Origin of the sequence: Isoptericola sp. NPDC057559, assembly GCF_042801555.1 — a bacterium.
Taxonomy (GTDB): Bacteria; Actinomycetota; Actinomycetes; order Actinomycetales; family Cellulomonadaceae; genus Isoptericola.
In genome coordinates this window covers 221,374-241,565 of the sequence record NZ_JBHVFQ010000002.1, presented here as the reverse complement: position 1 = coordinate 241,565, position 20,192 = coordinate 221,374, and the positions used below count along the sequence as shown (strand labels likewise).

Sequence of the window (20,192 nt, the reverse complement as noted above, 5' to 3'; positions counted from 1 at the left end):
AGGCTCAGGCGAGACCCTCAGGCAAGGCCGAGGTCCGCCAGGTCGAAGAGGTAGTGGTAGGGCACGCCGAGCGCCTCGATCTTCTCGCCGGCGCCGGTGGCGCGGTCCACGATCGTGGCGCAGCCCAGCACCTCGGCGCCCGCGGCACGCAGCGCCTCGATGGCGGTGATGGGCGACCCGCCGGTCGTCGTCGTGTCCTCCAGGACCACGACCTTGCGGCCCGCGACCTCGGGGCCCTCGATCTGCCGCTGCATGCCGTGCGCCTTGGCCGCCTTGCGGACCACGAACGCGTCGAGGTCCTGCCCGCGCGACGCGGCGGCGTGCAGCAGCGCGTCCGCGATCGGGTCCGCCCCGAGCGTCAGGCCGCCGACGGCGTCGACCTCCGCCGTGCCGAGGCCGACCTCCTCGAGGTGGTCGAGCAGCACGTGGCCCACCAGCGGGGCGGCCCGGTGGTGCAGGGTGATGCGGCGCAGGTCGACGTAGTAGTCGGCCTCCTTGCCGGAGGACAGCGTCACCTTGCCGTGCACGACGGCGAGCTCGGTGATGAGGTCGCGCAGCTGCTCGCGGGGCGTGGGGCCGAAGGAAGCGTCGGAGGTCGTCACGGGGACCAGGGTACGGGGCGGGCCCCGCCGGGACGACGGCGCGTCAGCGGTACTTGCCGACGGCGCGGACGGCGGACCGCGGCGCGAGGCGCAGCAGGGCGGAGGCCGTCTTGTACCGGACGGACGGGGTGGAGATGACGACACCGCGGCGGACGTCCGCGAGCGCGTCGGCGACGACGCGCGGCGCGTCCAGCCAGCCCGCCTCGGGGACCGTCGACATGTCGATGCCGGCGCGGTCGTGGAACTCCGTGCGCACGAACCCGGGGCACAGGGCGGTGGCGGTGACGCCCGTGCCCTTGAGCTCGACCGCGAGGCCCTCGGTGAACGTCCGCACGAACGCCTTCGCGGCGGCGTACGTGCCGCCGGCGGTGAGTGCGGCGACGGACGCCACGTTGAGGATGGCGCCCCGCCCGCGGGCCGTCATCTGCCCGGTCGCGGCGTGGGAGAGCACCAGCACCGCGTGCACCATCACGTCCAGGGCCCGCAGCTCGACGTCGAGGTCGCCCCCGACGAACCGCTGCGCGGTCGCGAACCCGGCGTTGTTGACGAGCAGGCCCACCGGTCGCCGGTCGTCGCCCTCCTCGTCGCCGGTCACGGCGAGGCGCTCGGCGACGCGGTCCAGGTCCTCGGGGACGGAGAGGTCGGCGGGCAGCACCTCCACCCGCACGCCCGCGGCGGCGCGCACCTGCGTGGCGACCTCCTCGAGGCGGTCGACGTCGCGCGCGACGACGACGACGTCGTGTCGCGCGGTGGCGAGCTGCCAGACGAACTCCAGGCCGAGGCCGGCTGTGGCGCCGGTGACGAGCGCGGTACCCATGGGGGCAGCCTAGAGCGTCCGCACCGGTGCCCCGTGGCCCGGTGCCACCTCGCGCACGAACCGCACGATGCGGCGGGCCCGGAACAGGAGCGCGAACCCGATCGCGCTGACGTGCCCGACCACGCGCATCTCCTCGTTGACCGCCCCCGGCAGCACCGGGTCGTGGTCGGGGATGACGCCGTCGTGCGCCGAGCGGAGCGACAGGATGCGACGGCGCTCGTGCGGTCCCAGCCGCTCCAGCGCGCGCGGGACGGCGTGCAGCGCCTCGTCGAAGACGTCGTTGTGGTCGAGGACCGCCTCCGGCAGGTGATCCGGGCGCCAGAACTTGCCCGCGACGAGGACGACGGCGGCCAGGTCGCGCCGCTGCTCGTACGCGGCGAGCACCGCCCCCGCGCCCGCCGACGCCCCGAGCAGCACCACCCGCTCGCCGCGGTCGGCGTACCGGTCGACGAGGTGCACCAGCGCCTCGACGCGGTCGTCGAAGGGCACGTCCGCCGACCACCGCACGCGGAACACCGCCGTCCGCACCCCCAGCGGGCGCCACGACCGCAGGGCCTCGCGCTGCAGGCGGACGAGCCAGCCCAGCCGGTCCCCCAGCCCCGGGACGAAGAGGACGCGCATCGGCGCAGGACGGGGCGGGCGACGACGGTTCATGGCCGCCCCAGCCTAGGGCGGCGGCGGCCGCCCCCCGGACGCCCGACCCGGACGCGACGTGAGGCCCCACGCCGGCCGCACGAGGGCCGCCGCGAGGGAGTGACGAGCCCGACGCCGGGCGGGCCGCCCCGGCGCGGCGACCGCCGGTAGCCTGGCGCCCGTGCGCCTCGCCACCTGGAACGTCAACTCCGCCCGTGCCCGTGTCGACCGCGTGATCGCGTTCCTCGAGCGCTCGCAGACGGACGTGCTCGCGATCCAGGAGACCAAGTGCCGCGACGAGCAGTTCCCCGTGGGCGCGTTCGAGGCCGCGGGGTACGAGGTCGCGCACGTCGGGCACTCGGCGTGGAACGGGGTCGCGATCGCGTCGCGGGTCGGGATCGCGGACGTCGAGACGTCCTTCCCGGGCCAGCCGGGCTTCGCCAAGGCCACCGCCCCGGCGCCGGCCGACGACGCCCCCGGGGAGGCGCCCGACGCGGCCCCCGGAGAGGCGCCGGCCACCCTGCTCGACGTGCCGCCGCCCGTGGAGGCGCGCGCCCTGGGCGCCACCTGCGGCGGCGTGCGGGTGTGGTCGCTGTACGTGCCGCACGGCCGGGCGATCGGCGACCCGCACTACGCCTACAAGCTGGCCTGGCTGGGGGCGCTGCGGGACACGGCGGCCGGCTGGCTCGACGCCGACCCGCGCGCCCAGGTGGCGCTGGTGGGCGACTGGAACGTCATCCCCCTCGACACCGACGTGTACGACCCGGCCGCGTTCGCGGGGCACACCCACGTCACCCCCGCGGAGCGGGAGGCGTTCGCCGCGTTCGCCGCCGCCGGCTACACCGAGGTGACGCGCGAGCACCTGCCCGCCGAGCACACCTACACGTACTGGGACTACCAGCAGCTCGCGTTCCCGCGGAACAAGGGCCTGCGGATCGACTTCGCGTACGCCTCCCCCGCCGTCGCCGAGCGCGTCACCGGCGTCGCCATCGACCGCGACGAGCGCAAGGGCAAGGGCGCCAGCGACCACGTCCCGGTGATCCTCGACCTCGCCGACCCCGCCTGAGCAGGACGGAGCACGCCGTGACCACCGACCCGTCCAGCGGACCGCACAGCGAGCCGACCGCCGCACCGTCGGGGCCGCCCCCCGGGGCGACGCCCGCCGCGACGCCGGAGGAGCCGGTCTTCGCGGCACCCACGCCGCCCGGCGCGCTGCCCGCGGAGGGCCTGACGGACCTGCATCTGCCGGACCTGGCGCAGCACGGACCCGCGCCGGCCGGTGGCGCGCCCGGCACGACGTCCCCGCGCCGGACGGTGTCGGCCCGCGCCCGGCGCCGGCTCCTGTGGGCCGGGGCGGCGGTGGCGGTGCTCGCCGTCGCGGGCGGCGTGACCGGGATCGCCGTCACCACGGCACGCGACCGGGCGTGGGAGCCCCTGCCGGCCGCGGTGCCGGAGCCGGTCGGGGCGAACGCGGTGCAGCTCGTGCTCGGCACGTGCCTGCGCGGCCTGCCCGCCGGCGACGTCGGCCGGGTCACGGCGGTGCCGTGCGACGACGCGCACGTGGCCCAGGTGGTCGGGCGCACGGACTCCGACCCCGGCGCGGTCTGGCCGGGCGGCGACGCCCTGGTGCAGCGTGCGTCCACGGTGTGCGGCCCGGAGCAGCTCGGCTCCGCGGGGCGCGAGGTCGACGGCGTGCGGTTCGTGGTGCTGACGCCCTCGGAGGAGGGCTGGTCGCGCGGCGACCGCACGGGCCTGTGCCTCGCGGTGACCGACGAGCCCGGCGCGCACGACCTGCTGTCCTGATCCGGGAGGATCGACCCGTGCCCCTGCCCTCCGACCCCGTCGCCCGCACGCCTCGGGAGCCCTGACCGGCGAGGAGTACGCGGCCACGAAGCGGCGGCTGGTGGGCTGACCGGCACACCTTCGACTCCAACTGTGACCTTGGTCACATTCCGTATCACGCCATGCCGCCCGGTTCGGGCCGGGATGCCCCGACTCGTCCTGCGCGGACGCCGGACAACGGTTGCCCGGAAGACGCACAGGCTCCGTTATCGGAACGTGACCACCCGGCGTCCGTCGGGTTAGCGTCCCTCGACCGCACCTTCTCCAGGTGTCGGCCGACCGGGACGCAGCCGAGTGCTGCCGGCGTCACGGTGACCACGAAACTCACGGCAGCAGCGGGAGACCCACTTCCGGCCGGCCGCCCGGACGCGCCACGCTCCGGACGCCCCCGGCCTTGGGGTTCAGCCACCCGATGGTGGCGGGCCAACGATCTCGGCCTCACCCGACAGCTCATCTCGCAGGCTGGAGGTCACGACCCATGCCTACGTCCCTCGATCCTGCGCGCCCCGGCACCGTCGCCGTGACGGCCTCCCGGCCGCGCCGCGCACTCATCGCCCTCGGCCTCACCGCCGCCCTCACCGGCGGCGTCCTCGTCGCCCAGACCCAGCAGGCCCCGCACGCCTCCGCCGCCACGGCGAAGCCGAGCACGACGTACTCGGTGTCCCGGCACTCCGTCGCGAAGAAGCCCGGCGCCACGAAGGCCCGCTACACGGTCACGGCCAGCAAGAACGGCAGCAGGATCGCCGGCTCGGCCACGCTGATCATGAACGGCAAGCGCCAGTACAGCGCCCGACTCGTCCACGGCAAGTTCACCTTCACCCCCGGCCTGTGGCGCTACCGCGTCGGCACCAACACGGTGCGCGTCGTCGTGCACCCGGCCCGCGCGGCGCTGGCGGACAAGTCGACGAAGACCGTCCGTGTCACGGCGACGAAGCCGCTCACGGCGCGGCAGAAGCTCGTCAAGGTCGCGAAGGCCCAGGTCGGCGACCGCTACGCGTACGGCGCCAGCGGCCCGAGCTCGTTCGACTGCTCCGGCCTCACCAGCTACGTCTACAAGAAGGCCGTGGGCAAGTCGCTGCCGCGGTCCTCGTCCGCGCAGAAGGCGGCCGGCAAGGTCGTCTCGCGCAAGAACGCGCGCCCCGGCGACATCATCTGGACCCCCGGTCACGTCTCGATCTACGTCGGCAACGGCCAGCAGGTCGAGGCCGCCCGTCCGGGCGTCGGCGTCGTGAAGCGCCACATCTGGCAGGACAGCCCGCGGTTCATCCGCATCTGACCCGGCGGACACGCGAAGCGCGGCCCACGAGACCTCGGTCTCGTGGGCCGCGCTTCGTCGTCCCCGCTCAGGCGGTCTGCGGCGTCACGACCAGCCCCGCGCCGTCGGGGTCGAGGTCGACGACGACGGCGCCGCCGTCGGTGACCGCCCCGGACAGGAGCTCCTTGGCGAGCCGGTCGCCGATCTCGCGCTGCACCAGGCGGCGCAGCGGGCGGGCCCCGTACGCCGGGTCGAACCCCTCGAGGGCGAGCCACTCGCGCGCGGCGGGCGTGACGTCCACCGTGATGCGCCGGTCGGCCAGCCGCTGCGCGAACGCCGCGACCTGCAGGTCGACGATCTCGCCGAGCTCCTCGACGGTCAGCGCCTCGAAGACCACCACGTCGTCGAGCCGGTTGAGGAACTCCGGCTTGAACGACGCGCGCACGGCGGCCATCACGGCCTCGCGGCGAGCGTCGTCGTCGAGGGCCGGGTCCACGAGGAACTGCGACCCCAGGTTCGACGTCAGCACGAGGATGACGTTGCGGAAGTCCACCGTCCGCCCCTGGCCGTCGGTGAGGCGGCCGTCGTCGAGCACCTGCAGCAGGATGTCGAAGACCTCGGGGTGCGCCTTCTCCACCTCGTCCAGCAGCACGACGGAGTAGGGGCGCCGGCGCACGGCCTCGGTGAGCTGGCCGCCCTCCTCGTAGCCGACGTACCCCGGAGGGGCGCCGACGAGCCGGGACACGGAGTGCTTCTCCGAGTACTCGGACATGTCGATGCGCACCATGGCGCGCTCGTCGTCGAAGAGGAAGTCCGCCAGCGACTTGGCCAGCTCCGTCTTGCCGACGCCGGTGGGGCCGAGGAAGAGGAACGACCCGGTGGGCCGGTCGGGGTCGGCCACCCCCGCCCGCGAGCGCCGCACGGCGTCGGACACGGCACGCACGGCGGCCGTCTGCCCGATGAGCCGCTCGCCGAGGACGTCCTCCATGTGCAGGAGCTTCTCCGACTCGCCCTGCAGCAGCCGCCCGGCGGGGATGCCCGTCCAGGCGGAGACCACCTCGGCGATCTCGTCCGAACCCACCTTGTCGGCGATCATCGGCGCCTCGTGCGCCACGGTCTCGTCCGCCTCCTGCGACGCCTCGACCCGCTCGGCCTCCGCGAGCTCGCGCTCGACCTGCGGGATCTCCCCGTACAGCAGGCGGGCGGCGGACTCGAGGTCGCCCTCGCGCTGCAGCCGGTCGGACTCGGTGCGCAGCTCGTCGATGCGGGCACGCAGGTCGCCGACCCGGTTGTGGCCGGCCTTCTCCGACTCCCACCGGGCGGTGAGGGCGGCGAGCCGCTCGCGCGTGTCGGCGAGGTCGGCGCGCAGCCGCTCCAGGCGGTCCTTCGACGCGGCGTCGTCGGACTCCTTGAGCACGACCTCCTCCATCTCGAGGCGCGTGACGGCGCGCTGCAGCTCGTCGATCTCGACGGGCGAGGAGTCCATCTCCATGCGCAGCCGCGACGCCGCCTCGTCGACGAGGTCGATCGCCTTGTCGGGGAGCTGGCGGCCGGTGATGTACCGGTCGGACAGCGCGGCAGCGGCGACGAGCGCGGAGTCCGCGATCGTCACCTTGTGGTGCGCCTCGTACCGCTCCTTGAGCCCGCGCAGGATGGCGACCGTGTCCTCCACGGACGGCTCGCCGACGAACACCTGCTGGAACCGGCGCTCGAGGGCCGGGTCCTTCTCGATGTGCTCGCGGTACTCGTCGAGGGTCGTGGCGCCCACCAGGCGCAGCTCGCCGCGGGCGAGCATGGGCTTGAGCATGTTGCCCGCGTCCATGGCGCCCTCGCCGCCGGCGCCCGCGCCGACCACGGTGTGCAGCTCGTCGATGAAGGTGATGACCTCGCCGTCGGACGCGGTGATCTCCTCGAGCACGGCCTTGAGCCGCTCCTCGAACTCGCCGCGGTACTTGGCGCCCGCGACCATCCCGGCCAGGTCCAGCGCGACGAGGCGCTTGCCCTGCAGGGACGTCGGGACGTCGCCCGCGACGATGCGCTGGGCCAGGCCCTCGACGACGGCGGTCTTGCCGACGCCGGGCTCGCCGATCAGCACGGGGTTGTTCTTGGTGCGGCGGCTCAGCACCTGCACGACGCGGCGGATCTCCGCGTCCCGACCGATGACGGGGTCGAGCCTGCCGTCGCGGGCCTGCTGCGTGAGGTCGCTGCCGTACTGCTCGAGCGCCTTGTACGTGCCCTCGGGGTTGGGGCTGGTGACGCGCGAGGAGCCGCGGACCGCGGGCAGCGCGGCGCGCAGCGCGTCGGCGGTGGCGCCCGCCTCGGTCAGCGCCTGGGCGGCGGCGGACTGCCCGGCCGCCAGGGCGATGAGCAGGTGCTCGGTCGAGACGTACTCGTCGCCGAGAGCCTCGGCCTCCTTGGCCGCGTTCTCCAGCACGGCGCTCATGGCGCGCGACGGCGAGGGCTGCGCGACGGCGCTGCCGCTCACCTGGGGCAGGGCGACGAGGGCCGCGCGGGCGCGCTGCCCGATCTGCTGGGCGCCCGCGCCGACGGCGTCGAGCAGCCCGACGGCGACGCCGCCCGTCTGCTGGAGCAGCGACTGCAGCAGGTGCACCGGCTCGAGCTGGGGGTTGCCCGCGGCGGCCGCCGACTGGACGGCGTCGCCGAGCGCCTGCTGCGACATGGTCGTGAGCTTGATGTCCATGGGACCTCCGGGATGACACGGGAATTCGTCTGTCGAGGGAACGCCGCCAAAGTTGAGTCTATTCCGCTCAACTTTGATCGCAAGCCGCCCGGCATGCCCGGTGGCTCACGTCCGGACGCTGCGGGATGCTGGGCCGGTGACCACTCCAGCCCGCGGCCCCGTGCGCCGCCTCCGCACCGCGATCGCGGCCATGCTCGCCGCCGTCGGGATCCTCGCCCTCTCCGGGTGCATGAAGGTCGACCTGGACATGACGTTGTCGGAGGACGACACCGTCTCCGGGACGATGATCATGGCCGTCTCGAACAGCCTCGCCGAGACGATGGGGATGTCGCCCGGCGACCTGTGGAAGCAGGCCGGCGGCGAGCTGGGGCAGGACGCGCCGAAGGGCGCCACGCAGGAGCCGTACTCCGACGACGAGTACACCGGCACCAAGTACACGTTCACCGACGCCCCGATCAGCGACATCTCCGGCACCGGCGGAGAGGACCTGACCATCACGCGCGACGGCGACGACTACGTGGTCGACGGCACCCTCGACCTCGCCCAGGGCGCCGACCAGCTCAAGTCGCTGCCGCAGAAGGTGCAGGACGCCTTCGACGTGCGCCTCGCCATCACCTTCCCCGGCGCGGTCAGCGACGCCACCGGCACCGTGGACGGCGCCACCGTCACCTGGACCCCGAAGATCGGCGAGACCACCACGATCCACGCGGTGGGCGCCGCCGACGCCGGGGCCGGCGGGTTCCCGTGGTGGGTCGTCGGGCTCGTCATCGGGCTGGTCGTCATCGGTCTCGTCGTGTGGTTCGTCGTACGGAACAACCGCCGTCCCGCCGCCGTCACCGGCACCGCGTCCGGCGACGCCGCGTTCGCCGCGCAGGCGGCGCCCGGGGCCGTGCCCGCCGCCGGCCCGACGCCGGAGGAGCAGGTCTTCGGCGCGCCGCCCGCGACCGGCCCCGTGGCGGAGCCGCTCGAGCCGGAGGCCGCGCCCGAGCCCACGCCCCCGCCCGGGCCCTCGACCGGCCCGGTCGCCGAGCCGCTGGAGCCCGGCCGCCCCGGCGAGGAGGACGCCTACCGGCAGGAGCACGACGCCGCCGAGCCCGGCCCCACCCCGCCGTCGTCCGACGAGCCCGGCCCCACCCCGCCGTCGTCCGACGAGCCCGGCCCCGACGAGCCCGGCCCCGACGAGCCCGGCCCCGACGAGCCCGGTGCGACGCCCGGGCCGGAGCGCCCGACCGGCCCGACGCCCGGTGCCTGACGCCCCGGCCGCGCCGGGCCCCGCGGCGTCCTGGCGCGAGGACGTCCTCGGCCCGGAGTTCCAGGCACGCACCCTGCTCCTGCCCGGCGGCGCGGAGGCGGTGCTGGTGCGCCACGTCCCGTCCACGCCCGGACCGTCGGACCCCGCCGTGGCGGGCGGCACGCCGGGAGGCGCGCCGCCCGCCCGCACGGCGGTGCTCTACGTGCACGGCTTCGTGGACTACTTCTTCCACCCGCACGTCGCGCGCGCGGTCGCGGCGCGCGGGCACGCGTTCTACGCCGTCGACCTGCGCGGCTACGGGCGGGCACTGGCCGCGCACGTCGCCGCCGGGCGCGACCCGAACCTCGTGGACGACCTCGCCCTGTACGCGCAGGACCTCGACGCCGCGGCCGACGTCGTGCGCGCCGCGGGCCACGAGCGGCTGGTGGTGCTCGGGCACTCCACGGGCGGCCTGGTCGCGCCGCTGTGGGCGAACGCCCGCCCCGGCCGCGCGGACGCGCTGGTGCTCAACAGCCCGTGGCTCGAGCTCAACGAGAGCTGGCTCATGCGCGGCCCGGCGACCTGGGCGATCGACGTCGTCGGGCGGTTCGCGCCGCGGCTGACCGTGGGCTCCGTCGGCGAGCACTACGGGGCCGCGCTGCACCGGGAGACCGGCGGCGAGTGGGACTACGACCTGGCCTGGAAGCCGCACGCCGGCTTCCCCGCCCGCGCCGGCTGGCTGCGCTCGGTCCGTCGCGCGCACCGTCGGGTGGCCCGCGGCCTGGACCTCACGATCCCGGTGCTGGTGCTCGCCTCCGACCGGTCCGGCCCGGCGCGGTCGTGGCACGACGAGCTGGTGACCACGGACTCCGTGCTCGACGTCGTGCACATCCGCGAGCGTGCCCCGCGCCTGGGCAGCGACGTCACCGTGCGGACCGTCGTCGGCGGCGCGCACGACCTCGCCCTGTCGCCGCAGCCCGCCCGCGACGCGTACCTCACCACCGTGCTGGACTGGATCGAGTCCCTCACCTAGCACCGCACCCCGGTGCCGAGCAGGCAGTTGCTCCCGGTATGGCGGCGATGCGGCCGCCATACCGGCAGCAACTGCCTGTTCGGCGTTCAGGGAGGCTCCACGGCCGTGTCCGATTCCCGCTAGCCCGGCGTCGGGGGCGCGCGTGAGGATAGGGGCATGACGACGACAGCCCGGCCCGGCACCCCGGCCCCGACCGCGCGGGACACGCAGGCCTTCGCGGAGCGGTACCGGGCGATCGCGGCCCGCGACACCCGCTTCGACGGGCAGTTCTTCACCGCCGTGCGGTCCACCGGCATCTACTGCCGGCCGTCGTGTCCGGCCCGGACGCCGAAGCCGGAGAACGTCACGTTCTACCTGACGTCGGCGGCGGCCCACGAGGCCGGGTACCGCGCCTGCAAGCGGTGCCTGCCCGAGGCGGCGCCCGGTACGCCGGCGTGGGACCTGCGGCACGACCTGGCCGGGCGCGCGATGCGGCTCATCGCCGACGGCGTCGTCGACCGTGAGGGCACGGACGGTCTGGCCGCGCGGCTCGGGTACAGCGCGCGGCACGTGCACCGGCTGCTCTCCGCCGAGCTCGGCGCCGGCCCGCTCGCCCTCGCCCGGGCGCAGCGGGCGCAGACCGCGCGCAGCCTGGTGGTCGGGACGGACATGCCGCTCGCGGACGTCGCGTTCGCCTCCGGCTTCGGCTCGATCCGGCAGTTCAACGAGACCGTGGTCGAGGTCTTCGACACCACGCCGAGCGACCTGCGCGCCCGCGCCCGCCGCCGCCCGACGCCCTTCCAGCACGCCGTCCCTCGCCCGACGCGGCCCGACGGCGCGAACGATCGCCTGCTGGAGGGCGACCGCGGCTGCGACGTCGCGCGGGTCCGCCTCGACCTGGAGCTGCCGGTCCGCGAGCCGTTCGACGGTCGGGGCGTCGTGGCGTTCCTCGCCGCCCGCGCCGTCGACGGCGTGGAGGTCGCCGACCTGTCCGGCGACGACGCGCGGTACGCCCGGACGCTGAGCCTGCCCCACGGCCCCGGGGCGGCCGAGGTCGTCGCGGGGCCGGGCGTCGGGCCGGGGCGCGTCGCGGTGCGGCTGGAGCTCGCGTCGGCCGCGGACGTCTCCGTGGCCGTGACGCGCCTGCGCCGCCTGCTCGACCTCGACTCCGACCCGGCCGCCGTCGACACGACCCTCGCCGACGACCCGGCCCTCGCGCCCCTCGTCGCGCGCACCCCCGGGCTGCGCGTGCCGGGCACGGTGGACCCGCACGAGATCGTGGTGCGCGCCATCGTCGGGCAGCAGATCAGCGTCGCCGCGGCGCGCACCCACCTGGGCCGGCTCGCCGCGGGCGCGGGCACCCCGTACGACTCGGCCGTGCCCGGCCTCACCCGGCTGTTCCCCACGCCCGCGCAGGTCGCGGCGTCGGCGGCCGACCACCTGCGGCTGCCCGCCCGGTCCCTGGCCACCGTCGAGGACACGGCGCGCGCGCTGGACGACGGCTCCCTCGCCGTGGGGGTCGGCGACGACGGCGACGAGCTGCGCGCCGCGCTCGTCGCCCGGCGTGGCATCGGCCCGTGGACCGCGGCGTACGTCGCGATGCGCGTGCTGCGCGACCCGGACTCCTGGCTCGACGGCGACGTCGCCCTCCTCGCGGGCGCGGCGGCGGCGGGGATCTCCCTGCCCGGGGTGCCCGACGACGCCCCTCGCGCCGCCCGGTCCCGCGCCCTCGCCACCCGCGCGGAGCGGTGGGCTCCGTGGCGGTCGTACGCCGCCATGCACCTGTGGCGCGCCGCCCTCCCGCCGACCAGGCAGTAGCCACCGTCTCCGGCGGCGTTCCCGCCGCTTTCCGCGATCAACCGCCTGTTCGGCACCCGACTCCTGGAGGAACCATGTCTGCTCGTACCACCACGCTGAGCACGCCCGACGGCCCGTTCACCGTCGTCGTCGAGCCGGACGGCACGGTGCTGGCGTCCGGCTGGACCACCGACGCCGACGCACTGGTCGGCCTCACCCACCCCGACGTCCGACCGGCCGAGACCGTCGGCGTGCCGGAGGACGACGCGGCCGTCGCGCCCGCCGTCGCGGCGGTGCGCGCGTACTACGCGGGCGACGTGCACGCGATCGACGGCGTCCCCGTGCGCCAGGTCTCCGGGCCCTACCGCGCCCACGCGTGGGACGTGCTGCGCACCGTCGACGCCGGCGACCCGGTCACCTACACCCGCTACGCGGAGCTCTCCGGCCGGCCCGCCGCGGTGCGCGCCGCCGCCGGCGCGTGCGCGATGAACGCGGCCGCCCTGTTCGTGCCGTGCCACCGCGTGCTGCGCACCGACGGCACCCTCGGCGGCTTCCGCTACGGCCTCGACGTCAAGCGGAGCCTGCTGGCCCACGAGGCCCGGCACGCGGGCTGAGCCCGCCGCCGGGGCCGCGCCCCGGAGGAGCCGTCACGCCAGCGACGGCTCCTCCGGCGTCGACACGGTGAACACCGCCCCGGCGATGACGGGCACCTGCGTGGCGGCGCGCTCGAGGTCGTCGAGCCGCCGCGCGACGGTCGACTCGGGCTCGTTGCCGCTGAGGTCCACGCTGGCCACGAGGTACAGCGACCGCGGCCCCACGTACTCGAGCCGCAGGTACGTGACCCGCTCCACCTGCGGCATGGTGACGAGGTGCGCCAGCACGGCGGACGTCGTCTCGGGCCGCGCGGCCTCGCCGACGAGGAACCGGCGGTTGCGGTCCACGAGAACGAGCGACACGACCGCGAGGACGACGCCGACGAGGATCGACCCGAGCGCGTCGGGCACCGGCGACCCGGTGAGCTGGTGCGCCAGCACGCCGCCGAACGCGATCACGAGACCGATCAGCGCGGCGGCGTCCTCCGCGTAGACGGCGCGCAGCGTCGGGTCGGAGGTGACCAGGACGTGGTGCAGCACGTCGTGCTCGGCCTTCTTCGCCTCGGCGCGCGCCTGCCGGCTGGCCTGCAGGAACGACATCCCCTCGAGCACGAACGCGAGCCCGAGCACGGCGTAGGCGACGCCGAAGTCGCTCGCGGGCTCCGGGTGCACCAGCTCCTGGATGCCGTGCGTGATGGACACGCCCGCGCCGACGGCGAACAGGCCGATGGCGGCGAACATGGACCACACGTACGCCTCGCGGCCGAACCCGAGCGGGTGGAGCGGGTCGGCGGGCCGCCGGGAGCGCCGGTCGGCGACGAGCAGGAAGATCTCGTTGCCGGTGTCGGCCCAGGAGTGCACGGCCTCCGCGAGCATCGACGCGGACCCCGTGATGACGGCGGCGGCGGTCTTCGCCGCCGCGACGACGGCGTTCGCGAAGAACGCGATGATCACCGTGAGCGTGCTCTCGCCTCCGTGGGCGTCCTGCACCACGCGCGGGCTGACGCCGGGGTGGGGAGGCGCGGCGTCCGGCTCCGGAGCGGCGGGGTGCGTGAGGGCGTCGAACGGGTCGGGCGAGGACTCGGGCGCGGCGGGTGCCATGCGCCCGGTCTACCAGTCGCGCGTCAGTCGGGCTCGCCGAACTCGTTGGGGCGCAGGTCCTCCGGGTCGACCTTGCCGGTGCGGAACCCGGCCCGGCCCACCATGTGCGCGGCGACGGGCGACGTGACGAGCTGGAACGCCACCACCAGCACGAGCATCGCCACGGCCGACCAGCTGCGCACGCGCAGCGCGAGGGCCGTGAGCATGAGCACCAGCCCCAGCACCTGCGGCTTGGTCACGGTGTGCATGCGCGCGAGCAGGGACGGGAAGCGGGTCAGGCCCACGCCCGCAGCGAGGGTGAGGAACGCGCCACCGAGCAGGCACACGACCGCGAGGGAGTCGGCGATCGTGGTCCACAGCCCGGGCTCGACCTGGGTCATCGCGCGGCACCTCCCTCGTCCTCGGCGTCGCGCTCGGCGCGCGCCGCGTCCCGCGCCTCGCCGCGTTGCTCACCACGCGGCACGTCCGCGGCGCGCGCCTGGGCGGCGACCTCCTCGGGCGAGCGCACGCGGCCCTCGCCCTCGGGCTCCTTCGCGGCGAACCGCGCCATCGTGACGGAGCCGACGAAGCCGACCATGGAGAGCGCGACGAGGATGGGGATGGTCTCGGTGCGGCGCGACCAGAACGCCTCGATGGCGATGGCGCCGACGAGGGTGATCGTGAGGGCGTCCAGGGCGACCGCCCGGTCGAGCATCGACGGTCCCCGCTCGACGCGGACCAGCGCGAGCATCGCCGCGACGGCCACGAGCACGGCCGCCGCGATCACGGCTGCGAGGATCATGCGTCCTCCTCCCCTCGTCCGGGCTGTCCGGGCTGTCCGGGCCCGACGGCGTCGGCCCCGAGCCCGCAGCGGGTCAGGACGGCGCTGCTCGCGAACGCCCGCAGCACGCGCTCCTCCAGAGCGAGCGTGTCACGACGCACCGCCTCGGCCCCGCCGGCCCCGTCGATGTCGAGCACGTGCAGGTAGACGACGCCGGTGCTGCGCCGCGCCTCGATGACGAGCGACCCGGGCACCAGCGACGACATCACGGCCGTGATGGTGAGGTACGCGTCCTCGGGGTTGCGCAGCCGGACGGCGACGATCGCGCCGTGCGGCGTGGGGCCGGGCTTGATCGCCGTCCACGCGACCTCGAAGGACGCGAGGAACAGGTCGGAGACGAACCGCCCCACGAGGACGGCGGTGGGCCACGGCCGCACGGTGCCCTGCATGGAGATGTTCGGCAGCGGGAACAGCGTGACCACGACCGCGGCGATCAGGGCGCCGGCGATGACGTTGGCCCACGACAGGTCGCCCCACAGCAGCACCCAGATGAGGGTGAGCAGCGCGAGGGCGTGCCACTGCGAGCCCAGGCGGCGCAGCAGGTGGGGCCGGCGCCGCGGCTGCGGGCTCACTTGCCGCCTCCCTCGTGGCCGCCGTTCCCGGCGACCGACTCGCCCTGCCCGCGGTCCGCGCCGCCGGGGAAGACGGCGTCGACGTACGTGTGCCCGTCCATCGACGCGGTCGCGGCCCGCTCCGCGTACCCGTACAGCGGGCCCGCGACGACGGTGAGCAGCAGCCCGAACGCGACGAGCGCGCCCGTGGGCAGCACCATCCCGCGCGGCAGCGGCACGTCGGACTCGATCTCCTCCGACGGCGCCTGCCAGAACGCCTTGTTCCACGCCTTGACGACGGCGTAGAGCGTGAGCAGCGACGTCACGACGGAGCCCACGACCAGCACCCACGCCAGCCCCGTGCCGACGCGCGCGCCCTCGGTGAGCAGGCCCACCTTGCCCAGGAACCCGGACAGCGGCGGGATGCCCGCCAGGTTGAGCGCGGGCACGAAGAACAGCACGGCCAGCCCCGGCGCGAGCTTCGCGAGGCCGCCGAGCCGGTCGAGCGACGTCGAGCCGCCGCGCCACTCCACGAGCCCCACGACGAGGAACAGCGCCGTCTGGACGGAGATGTGGTGCACCACGTAGTAGATGGCCGCGGCCGTGCCCGCCTCGGTGGCGAGCGCGATGCCGAAGATCATGTAGCCGATGTGGCTGACCAGGGTGAACGACAACAGGCGTTTGACGTCGTTCTGCGCCACGGCGCCCAGGATGCCGATGACCATGGTGAGCAGCGCCAGCACCATGAGCACCTGGTCCACGGTGGGGTTGTCCGGGAACAGCAGGGTCTGCGTGCGCAGGATGGAGTACACGCCCACCTTGGTGAGCAGGCCGGCGAACACGGCGGTGACGGGCGCGGGAGCCGTCGGGTAGGAGTCCGGCAGCCACGCGGACAGCGGGAAGATGGCGGCCTTGATGCCGAAGGCGAGGAGCAGCAGGAGCTGCAGCGCGGTGCGCACGGTCGGGTCGATCTCCGGCAGCCGCTCGGCGAGCTGCGCCATGTTCACCGTGCCGGTGGCGCCGTAGATCAGCGCGATGGCCGTGAGGAACAGCGTCGAGGACACCAGCGTCACGATGATGTAGACCGACCCGGCGCGGATGCGCTCGGCCGTGCCACCGAGCGTGAGCAGCACCGCCGACGACGCGAGCAGGATCTCGAAGCCGACGTACAGGTTGAACAGGTCGCCGGTGAGGAACGCGTTCGCCACGCCCGCGGCCAGGATGAGGAACGTCGGGTGGAAGATCGCGACGGGGATCTGGTCGCCGCGCGTGGTGCCCGGGTCGTCCTCCCCCTCGGGCACGCCCTGGCCCAGCGAGTACAGGAGCACGCACAGCAGCATCACGAACGAGACGGTGAGCATCACCGCCGAGATCCGGTCGGCCACCAGGTCGATCCCGACGGGCACCGCCCAGTTGCCGACCTCGACGACGATCGGGCCGGAGTCGGCGGCGAACAGCAGCCCGACCGACGCGGCGAGCGCGGCGGTCAGGGCCGTGACGCTGATGATGCGCTGCACGCGGGCGTACCGGTGCAGGGCGAGCGTCAGCCCCGCCGCGAACAGCGGCACCATGACCGGCAGCGGGACGAGCGTGTCGACGGACCAGGCGATCACGGGCGCTCCTCGGTGTCCGTGCGGCGGTCCGTCGGCTCGGGGTCGCTGTCGGCGTGGGGGTCGGTCCTGCGGGCGCCGCGGCGCTCGCGCGGGGCGTCGTCGTCGCTGTCGTCGACGTCGTCGTGCACGTCGGCGGCTTCCTCGTCGAGGGTCTGGTCGGGCTCGGTGTCGTCGGCGTCCTCGAACGCGGGCGCGTTGAGCGCGGCGTGCCGGGCGACGCGGCGGTCCTCGACGTCGTCCGCGACCTCGTCGTGGCCGTGCAGCTGCCACGAGCGGTAGGCCATGGCCAGCACGAACGCGGTGAGGGCCAGGGTGATGACGATCGAGGTGAGCACCATGGCCTGCGCCAGCGGGTCGCTCATGCGCACGCCGTCCGGGGCGTTGCCGATGATCGGCGACGCGCCGGAGCGGCCGCCCATGACCAGCAGCATGAGGTTCACGCCGTTGCCGATGAGCACGAAGCCGAGCAGCACGCGCGTCAGCGGACGCTCCAGCAGCAGGTAGACGCCGGTGGCGAAGAGCACGCCGATGGCGAGGACCAGGATGGCTGGCGGGGTGTTCTCGAGGACGATCATCGGGCGGCCTCCTCGTGCGGGGCGTCGCCCGGCGGGTGCGGGGCGACGCCCGGCGGGGGCGGGACCTCGACCTCGCCGACCACCGTGCGCGCGGGCCGCGGGTCCTGCCGGTCGATCTCGGCCCCGAGCGTGCGCAGCAGGTCGAGCACCAGCCCGACGACCACGAGCATCACGCCGATGTCGAAGAACAGCGACGTCACGAGGTGCACCTCGCCGAGCACCGGCAGGTGGATGTTCCGGATCGTGCTCTGCAGCACCTCCTGGCCGCCGACCAGCGTCGCGAGGCCCACGCCGGCGGAGAGGAACAGCCCGGTGCCCAGCAGCACGCCCGGGCTGATCGGCGCGGCCTCGCCGAGCTCGTACCTCCCGCCCGCGAGGTAGCGCACCGCGAACGCGATGCCCACGACGAGCCCCGCGGCGAAGCCGCCGCCCGGCGCGTTGTGCCCGCTGAACAGCAGGAACAGGGCGAACACGATCATGGCGTGGAAGATGACGCGGGTGATGACCTCGAACATCACCGACCGGCGCTCGGGCTCCAGCGTGGAGCCGGCGGCGAGCCACACGCGGCGGGTGTGCGGGTCGGACTGGCTGACCTCGTCCACGCGGGACAGGCGCAGCACCTCCCCGCTGCGCTGGCGCAGGAAGATGAGCGACGCGACGCCCGTGGCCGCGACGAGCAGCACGGAGATCTCGCCCACGGTGTCCCAGGCGCGGATGTCGACCAGGGTCACGTTGACGATGTTCTTGCCGCCGCCCCAGGTGTACGCCTCGTCGGGGAAGTGCGTGCTGATCGGCTCGGCCACCCGCACCAGCGGGGCCGCGACGGTCAGGGCCATCATCACCAGGCCGGTCACGACGCCCAGCACCAGGCGCACCCAGCGGCTGGCGGCGAGCGGCCGGTCGGTGAAGTACGGGGGCAGGCGCCGCAGCACCAGCATCATGATGACCAGCGTGATCGTCTCGCACAGCACCTGGGTGAGGGCGAGGTCGGGGGCGCCGTGCAGCATGAACAGCGTCGCGTTGGCGTACCCCGCGACGCCCACCAGCACCACGGCCTTGAGCCGCCGGCGCGCGCGGGCCGCGAGCACGCACGCGATCACGATGATCGCGACGACGGCGGCGTCGCCCGGGCGGTCCCAGAGCACCAGCTGCACCTCCGGGGTGCCGCCGACCAGGCCCGCGGCGATCACGGCGCCGGGGGCGACGGCGAGCACCACGAGGATCATGCCGAGGTAGACCGGTAGGGAGCCGCGCTGGGTGGCGGCGGTGACGTCGGCCGCCAGGTCGTCGAGACGCCGCATCGTGCGCCGGTAGACGACCTCGGCGCTGCGCGGCGACCAGAAGAAGTCCTGGGCCCGCTCCACCCGCGCGCGCTGCCAGAAGAGCACGAAGCCGGCGAGGAGCACGAGGACGGTCAGCGCGAGGACGGGCGTGAACCCGCCCCACAGCACCAGGTGCCCGGGCTCCCCCGTCGGGTAGAGGTCGGCGTACGGGGCGAGCAGCCGCTCCCCCGTGGCCGGGACCAGCGCGACGGCGAGGCCGAGCAGGGCGAGGACGAGCGGCGGCGTGACGAGCAGCCACGGCTGGCGCCGCACGGGCGTCGCGGGCGCGGGCTCCGCGGCGGCGTCGTGCGCCGACGGGGCGGCCATCGCGCCGGCCGCGGTCGCGCCAGGGCGCCGCTTGGTGCCGAACGCGCCCCACGCGAACCGCAGGCCGTAGGCCACGGTGAGGGCCGAGCCGACGACCACCGCGACGAGGGCGATCGTCTCGACCGCCCCGGCGCCGTGGGTGACGTCGTGCCACAGGCCCTCGAGCGCGGCCTCCTTGGCGACGTACCCGGCGAACGGCGGGAAGCCGATCATCGACGCGGTCGCGAGCACGCCCGCCGCCGTGGTGAACGGCATCGTGCGCCACAGCCCGGAGAGCTTGCGCAGGTCGCGCGTGCCGGTCGCGACGTCGACGGCGCCGACGACGAGGAACAGGGCGGCCTTGAACATGGCGTGCGCGCCCAGCATGGCCAGGCCGGCGAGCGCCAGCGACCTCGAGCCGAGCCCGAGCAGCAGGACGATCAGGCCGAGCTGGGAGACGGTGCCGAACGCGAGCACCAGCTTGAGGTCGTGCTGGCGCAGCGCCTGGTAGCCGCCCAGCAGGAGCGTGCCGCCCCCGAGCACGAGCACCAGCCAGCGCCACACGGGCAGGTCGGCGAAGGCGGGGGCGAAGCGGGCGACGAGGTAGACGCCCGCCTTGACCATGGCCGCCGCGTGCAGGTAGGCGGACACCGGCGTCGGCGCGGCCATCGCCGCGGGGAGCCAGAAGTGGAACGGGATGAGCGCGGACTTGGTGGCGGCGCCCGCGAGCAGGCAGACGGCCGCCCAGGTGACGGCGGTGCCCGACGGCGGGTTCGCCACCAGCTCCGAGACCCGCCACGTGTCGCCGACGACGCCCAGGATGATGAGCCCGACCAGCATGGCGAGACCGCCCGCGGTCGTGACGACGATCGCCTGCATCGCCGCACGCCGCGACGCCTTGCGGTCGGCGTAGTGGCCGATCAGCAGGTAGGAGAAGACGGTGGTGAGCTCCCAGAACACGAACAGGAGCAGCAGGTCGTCGGCGACGACGAGCCCGACCATCGCGGCGGCGAACGCCGTGAGCACGGCCGCGAACCGGCCGAGGCCGAGGGCGTCACGCGCGAAGTAGGCCGAGCAGTACAGGAGCACGAGCGCGCCGACGCCGCCGACCACCAGGAGCATGAACCACGCGAGGGTGTCGAGCTGCAGGGTGATCGACAGGTGCAGGCCGGGGACCCACGGGACCTGGGTGGTGGGGAAGTCGCCCGCCGTGACCCGCGGGGTCATGGCCAGCGCGTAGACCGCCGCCGATGCCGGCCCGAGGGCCAGCACCCAGAAAGCCCGTCTGCCCAGCCATGCCACCAGAGCCGGCGCCGCGAGGGCCAGCAGGAAAGTGAAGAGCAGCACTGGGAGCACAGCACTCCGTCCGGTCGAGGGGCGGGGCGTCGGCTTTACCTTACCGGCAACGAGCGATGGTCCCG

The 20,192-nt window shown here is 74.9% G+C and carries 18 protein-coding genes; 7 read left to right on the top strand and 11 right to left on the bottom strand.

What is annotated here, in order from left to right; translation table 11 throughout:
* Positions 1-17: 17 nt before the first annotated feature.
* Genes pyrE through ACFU5J_RS04060 form a run of 3 tightly spaced genes read right to left on the bottom strand, consistent with a single transcriptional unit; the run spans position 18 to position 2,040 of the window.
* Entirely contained in the window at positions 18-602 is a 585-nt protein-coding gene (gene pyrE / locus ACFU5J_RS04070) for an orotate phosphoribosyltransferase (protein WP_430574107.1), read from the bottom strand.
* A gap of 43 nt (positions 603-645) precedes the next feature.
* Complete coding sequence (locus ACFU5J_RS04065; protein WP_430574106.1) at positions 646-1,419, bottom strand: SDR family NAD(P)-dependent oxidoreductase; 774 nt, start codon at positions 1,417-1,419, stop codon at positions 646-648.
* 9 nt (positions 1,420-1,428) lie between these two features.
* Positions 1,429-2,040, bottom strand: a complete 612-nt coding sequence (locus ACFU5J_RS04060; protein ID WP_430574105.1) for a hypothetical protein — start codon at positions 2,038-2,040, stop codon at positions 1,429-1,431.
* 193 nt (positions 2,041-2,233) lie between these two features.
* Between ACFU5J_RS04060 and ACFU5J_RS04055 the strand changes: the two genes are divergently transcribed.
* The 3 genes from ACFU5J_RS04055 to ACFU5J_RS04045 all read left to right on the top strand — a co-directional run bounded on the left by ACFU5J_RS04055 (position 2,234) and on the right by ACFU5J_RS04045 (position 5,170).
* Positions 2,234-3,118: an exodeoxyribonuclease III gene (locus ACFU5J_RS04055; RefSeq protein WP_430577915.1), complete on the top strand. Its 885-nt coding sequence runs from the start codon at positions 2,234-2,236 to the stop codon at positions 3,116-3,118.
* Between the two features lie 17 nt (positions 3,119-3,135).
* Positions 3,136-3,855, top strand: coding sequence for a septum formation family protein (locus ACFU5J_RS04050; protein WP_430577914.1), 720 nt, complete (start codon positions 3,136-3,138; stop codon positions 3,853-3,855).
* Positions 3,856-4,372: 517 nt separating this feature from the next.
* Positions 4,373-5,170 carry a C40 family peptidase gene (locus ACFU5J_RS04045; RefSeq protein WP_430577913.1) on the top strand — a complete coding sequence of 266 codons (798 nt, stop codon included), beginning with the start codon at positions 4,373-4,375 and terminating at the stop codon, positions 5,168-5,170.
* 67 nt (positions 5,171-5,237) lie between these two features.
* Here ACFU5J_RS04045 and clpB read toward each other — a convergent pair whose 3' ends face one another.
* Positions 5,238-7,850 carry an ATP-dependent chaperone ClpB gene (gene clpB / locus ACFU5J_RS04040; RefSeq protein ID WP_430574101.1) on the bottom strand — a complete coding sequence of 871 codons (2,613 nt, stop codon included), beginning with the start codon at positions 7,848-7,850 and terminating at the stop codon, positions 5,238-5,240.
* 136 nt (positions 7,851-7,986) lie between these two features.
* Here clpB and ACFU5J_RS04035 point away from each other — a divergent pair, with 136 nt between their 5' ends.
* From ACFU5J_RS04035 to ACFU5J_RS04020, 4 genes are all read left to right on the top strand, one after another.
* A complete protein-coding gene (locus ACFU5J_RS04035; protein ID WP_430577912.1) occupies positions 7,987-9,102 on the top strand; it encodes an LppM family (lipo)protein in 1,116 nt (371 codons plus the stop codon).
* Entirely contained in the window at positions 9,095-10,114 is a 1,020-nt protein-coding gene (locus ACFU5J_RS04030) for an alpha/beta hydrolase (protein WP_430577911.1), read from the top strand. The genes ACFU5J_RS04035 and ACFU5J_RS04030 overlap by 8 nt, the downstream gene beginning before the upstream one ends.
* Before the next feature lie 156 nt (positions 10,115-10,270).
* Positions 10,271-11,911 (top strand): AlkA N-terminal domain-containing protein, encoded by a 1,641-nt coding sequence (locus ACFU5J_RS04025; RefSeq protein WP_430577910.1) that lies wholly within the window; start codon positions 10,271-10,273, stop codon positions 11,909-11,911.
* A 74-nt stretch (positions 11,912-11,985) separates the two neighbouring features.
* Positions 11,986-12,504 carry a methylated-DNA--[protein]-cysteine S-methyltransferase gene (locus ACFU5J_RS04020; RefSeq protein ID WP_430574097.1) on the top strand — a complete coding sequence of 173 codons (519 nt, stop codon included), beginning with the start codon at positions 11,986-11,988 and terminating at the stop codon, positions 12,502-12,504.
* Positions 12,505-12,537: 33 nt separating this feature from the next.
* On the opposite strand, the gene ACFU5J_RS04015 is transcribed toward ACFU5J_RS04020, so the two are convergent.
* Genes ACFU5J_RS04015 through ACFU5J_RS03985 form a run of 7 tightly spaced genes read right to left on the bottom strand, consistent with a single transcriptional unit; the run spans position 12,538 to position 20,127 of the window.
* Positions 12,538-13,584 (bottom strand): cation diffusion facilitator family transporter, encoded by a 1,047-nt coding sequence (locus ACFU5J_RS04015; RefSeq protein ID WP_430574096.1) that lies wholly within the window; start codon positions 13,582-13,584, stop codon positions 12,538-12,540.
* Positions 13,585-13,607: 23 nt separating this feature from the next.
* Positions 13,608-13,964 (bottom strand): monovalent cation/H(+) antiporter subunit G, encoded by a 357-nt coding sequence (mnhG, locus tag ACFU5J_RS04010; protein ID WP_430574095.1) that lies wholly within the window; start codon positions 13,962-13,964, stop codon positions 13,608-13,610.
* Positions 13,961-14,365: a monovalent cation/H+ antiporter complex subunit F gene (locus tag ACFU5J_RS04005; protein WP_430574094.1), complete on the bottom strand. Its 405-nt coding sequence runs from the start codon at positions 14,363-14,365 to the stop codon at positions 13,961-13,963. Before ACFU5J_RS04005 ends, mnhG begins: the two co-directional genes overlap by 4 nt.
* Positions 14,362-14,976: a Na+/H+ antiporter subunit E gene (locus ACFU5J_RS04000; protein WP_430577909.1), complete on the bottom strand. Its 615-nt coding sequence runs from the start codon at positions 14,974-14,976 to the stop codon at positions 14,362-14,364. The genes ACFU5J_RS04005 and ACFU5J_RS04000 overlap by 4 nt, the downstream gene beginning before the upstream one ends.
* On the bottom strand, positions 14,973-16,526 hold the full coding sequence (locus tag ACFU5J_RS03995) for a Na+/H+ antiporter subunit D (RefSeq protein ID WP_430575339.1): 1,554 nt from the start codon (positions 16,524-16,526) through the stop codon (positions 14,973-14,975). The genes ACFU5J_RS04000 and ACFU5J_RS03995 overlap by 4 nt, the downstream gene beginning before the upstream one ends.
* A gap of 38 nt (positions 16,527-16,564) precedes the next feature.
* Positions 16,565-17,143, bottom strand: coding sequence for a Na(+)/H(+) antiporter subunit C (locus ACFU5J_RS03990; protein ID WP_430574092.1), 579 nt, complete (start codon positions 17,141-17,143; stop codon positions 16,565-16,567).
* Complete coding sequence (locus tag ACFU5J_RS03985; protein ID WP_430574091.1) at positions 17,140-20,127, bottom strand: Na+/H+ antiporter subunit A; 2,988 nt, start codon at positions 20,125-20,127, stop codon at positions 17,140-17,142. Before ACFU5J_RS03985 ends, ACFU5J_RS03990 begins: the two co-directional genes overlap by 4 nt.
* Positions 20,128-20,192: the final 65 nt, after the last annotated feature.

Excerpts from the sequence above, each read along its gene's own strand:
- ACFU5J_RS04060 (WP_430574105.1), bottom strand. The coding sequence starts at position 2,040 with ATGCGCGTCCTCTTCGTCCCGGGGCTGGGGGACCGGCTGGGCTGGCTC.
- clpB (WP_430574101.1), bottom strand. The coding sequence starts at position 7,850 with ATGGACATCAAGCTCACGACCATGTCGCAGCAGGCGCTCGGCGACGCC.
- ACFU5J_RS03995 (WP_430575339.1), bottom strand. The coding sequence starts at position 16,526 with ATGGTGCCGCTGTTCGCGGCGGGGCTGACGCTCGCCCTGCACCGGTAC.
- ACFU5J_RS04025 (WP_430577910.1), top strand. The coding sequence starts at position 10,271 with ATGACGACGACAGCCCGGCCCGGCACCCCGGCCCCGACCGCGCGGGAC.
- ACFU5J_RS04045 (WP_430577913.1), top strand. The coding sequence starts at position 4,373 with ATGCCTACGTCCCTCGATCCTGCGCGCCCCGGCACCGTCGCCGTGACG.
- mnhG (WP_430574095.1), bottom strand. The coding sequence starts at position 13,964 with ATGACCCAGGTCGAGCCCGGGCTGTGGACCACGATCGCCGACTCCCTC.
- ACFU5J_RS03990 (WP_430574092.1), bottom strand. The coding sequence starts at position 17,143 with ATGATCGTCCTCGAGAACACCCCGCCAGCCATCCTGGTCCTCGCCATC.
- ACFU5J_RS04065 (WP_430574106.1), bottom strand. The coding sequence starts at position 1,419 with ATGGGTACCGCGCTCGTCACCGGCGCCACAGCCGGCCTCGGCCTGGAG.
- ACFU5J_RS04015 (WP_430574096.1), bottom strand. The coding sequence starts at position 13,584 with ATGGCACCCGCCGCGCCCGAGTCCTCGCCCGACCCGTTCGACGCCCTC.
- ACFU5J_RS04020 (WP_430574097.1), top strand. The coding sequence starts at position 11,986 with ATGTCTGCTCGTACCACCACGCTGAGCACGCCCGACGGCCCGTTCACC.
- ACFU5J_RS04005 (WP_430574094.1), bottom strand. The coding sequence starts at position 14,365 with ATGATCCTCGCAGCCGTGATCGCGGCGGCCGTGCTCGTGGCCGTCGCG.